3 protein-coding genes are annotated in these 2,985 nt (G+C 33.2%); all 3 read right to left on the bottom strand.

The genetic code is table 11. The features are described from left to right. The coding region (locus Q0K54_RS00015) for a glycoside hydrolase family 1 protein (RefSeq protein WP_294577563.1) at positions 1 to 1,147 on the bottom strand (1,147 nt) is incomplete at its 3' end. 96 nt (positions 1,148 to 1,243) lie between these two features. Beyond that, positions 1,244 to 2,617 (bottom strand): MATE family efflux transporter, encoded by a 1,374-nt coding sequence (locus Q0K54_RS00010; protein ID WP_294577560.1) that lies wholly within the window; start codon positions 2,615 to 2,617, stop codon positions 1,244 to 1,246. Between the two features lie 85 nt (positions 2,618 to 2,702). Then, on the bottom strand, positions 2,703 to 2,985 hold a 283-nt coding region (locus Q0K54_RS00005; protein ID WP_294577558.1), incomplete at its 5' end, for a family 1 glycosylhydrolase.

Raw genomic sequence — 2,985 nt, 5'->3', positions numbered from 1 at the left:
CTTTACCATCTTCAGTTAATTTATCATAAGCTCCTAAACCATTTTCAGTAACGATCATTGGTAAGCGATAACGAGAATACATTTCTCTCATAGTTGCTCTAAATCCAACTGGGTCAATTTCCCAACCGAATTCAGTGTGTGGTAAATTTTCATTTGCAGCTCCTAAGTAAACACCAGGTTCCATTCTAGTTTTTTGTTGGTCATGTCCAAATGTTTCCTCAACATTTTCCGGACACCATTTTACTGTAGCTGTTGAGTAATAGTTAAATCCAAGGAAATCAGGATGTCCATTAGCTAAGATTTCCATGTCACCTTCTTCAATTACTGGAGTAGCATTACGTTCTTCCATAAATGCCCAAGCAAGATTGTTATACTTTCCATAAACGGCCATATCTAAATATAACCAGTTTCTAATGGCATTTAAGTTTTGAGCAGCTAATTGATCTTCTGGTTTGCAAGATGCTGGATAAGCTAAAGAAATATTTGGAGCTGGTCCAATTTTACCACCAGGAACTATTTCATGACATAAAGCCATGGCTTTAGCTTGCGCTACTAACATATGATGGTTTTGTTGATAAAGAGATTTATATTTATCAGGTCCTGTTAATTTAGTAGTTCCGATAATATCTCCAGATAAAATTAAAACATTTTGTTCATTGATCGTTAACCAGTATTTTACACGATCACCAAAGTTTTCAAATAAAACTTTAGCGAAGTTTACAAACCAGTCAATTGATTCTCTTTTTTCCCAACCACCACGTTCTTCTAATGCTTGTGGTAAGTCAAAGTGGAACATCGTAACTAATGGTTCAATGTTATATTTTAAACATTCATTAATTACATTATTATAAAATTCAATACCTTTAGGATTTACTTCACCAGTTCCTTTTGGTAAGACTCTTGACCATGAAATTGAAAAACGATAAGTTTTAAATCCCATTTCTGCCATTAAAGCAATATCTTCTTTATAACGATGATAATGATCAGCGCAAACTGTTAAATCTGAAGTTCCTTCTGGTACCTTTTTAACATCTTGAACTGATGGTCCTTTTCCATCTTCTAAATTTGCTCCTTCTACTTGATAAGCTGAAGTACTTGCTCCCCATAAAAAGTCCTTAGGGAATGGTTTTAGTTTTTTATGTAACATTTATCTTTCCTCCTTAAGCGCTATTATAAATCATTTATCATCAATTTAGCGAGGATTTCCTTGATATGAAAAAAATCAAGGTCTGAACACCTTGATTTAAATAACTTGAAAATTACGCCATTTTCCATGAGCATATCTAACCATGATCATTACGGCTTTGATTGCCCAATCACCAACCATTGCCAGGGTAATACCGATAACACCTAGATTTAAAGTAATACCAAATAAATATGATAGAATAACACGACAGACAACAGTGGAAAAAATTGATGAATACATCGTAAATTTAACATCACCACAAGCTCTTAGACCATTTGATAGAGCCGAAGAGAAAGGACATAATAGAGCATTAAAAATATTATGAATTAAACATAATAAGATAACTAATTGGATAGTATCACCAGATAAGTCATATAAAAGTAAGATTACTGGGGTACAGATAAAGAAAACGACATTCCAGATAGTTCCTCCAATTAAAGTGATTCTAAGCAATTTTTTCATATAATAATCGGCTGCTTCTTCATCTCCAGCTCCCATGCATTGACCGACTACAGTAATAAAGGCCGGCCCCATGGCTAAAGAAAATAAAGCTGCCATTGACCAGAAACTTTGAGCTACACCATTAGCAGCAATTTGACTAGTTCCAAATAAGGCTACGATACTGCTTAAAACAACTTTAGAAATCTGAAATAACCCATTTTCAATGCCATTAGGAATGGCAATATTCAAAATTCTTTTGATCATGGCCTGATTCCAGGCAACAATATCTTTAAAACGAGTATAAATAGGATTATGTTGATTAGTAATCAAGATTAATAGAATAATTGCTGCAATTGTTCTTGAAATTAACGATGGGTAAGCCACTCCAGCCACTCCAGCATGTAAAACAAAGATACCAATGGCATTACCAGCAATATTGATAACATTCATCAACAAAGATACATAAACGATTATTTTGGCTTTGGCCATACTTCTAAATAAACCAGCACAGCTATTATAAATTGCTAATGATGGAAATGAAAAAGCTGAAATAATTAAATATGTAATACAAGCAGCCATAACATCATTTTCTACACGACCAAAAAGTAAAGTTAATAGCTGGGTTCTAAAAATAATAGCTAAAAGCATTAGGACAACCGAGATAACAAAAGTAATCATAATTAATTGTCCCGCCGCTAAATTACCGTTCTTTTGATCTTTATTACCAATATATTGACTGGCAACAACGGCACCACCAGATGCTAAAGCGGTAAAGATATATAAAAAGATGTTATTTAGCTGATTAACCAGGGAAACCCCGGAAACAGCGGCTTCACCGGCATAACTGACCATTAAAGTATCAGCAATTCCCACTAATAATACTAATAATTGTTCAATAATTAAGGGAATAATTAAGTCCTTCAAATTTTTATTACTGAAAATTTGACGACTTTTAGGAATTTGTTTTTTTGGTTCTAAGATATTTATCATTTAATCATCCTCCGATTAAACTATACAACTTATAGTTAACTTGAAGTCAAGTTGATAAAATAAAAGATGGCCTAAGCCATCTTTATTAATCAGATAAATCTTCACCATTAGAAGCAATAACTTTTTTATACCAGTAGAAAGAATCTTTACGATAACGATCCAAAGTTTTTAAATCAAATTCATCACGATCAACATAGATGAATCCATAACGTTTAACCATACCTTCATGAGTAGAAATTAGGTCAATGGCAGACCAAGGGCAATATCCCATCATTTCAACGCCATCAGTAATTGCAAGTTTGATTTGTTCAATATGTTTTCTTAGATATTCGATACGATATTGGTCATGAACTTTACCATCTTCAGTT

The sequence above is a fragment of the uncultured Thomasclavelia sp. genome (assembly GCF_944324745.1).
Taxonomy (GTDB): domain Bacteria; phylum Bacillota_I; class Bacilli_A; order Erysipelotrichales; family Coprobacillaceae; genus Thomasclavelia.
This window is presented reverse-complemented; position numbering and strand designations above follow the sequence as displayed.

What these genes read in the sequence shown, in the direction of transcription:
- Q0K54_RS00010 (WP_294577560.1), bottom strand. Translation starts at nt 2,617, where the DNA reads ATGATAAATATCTTAGAACCAAAAAAACAAATTCCTAAAAGTCGTCAA.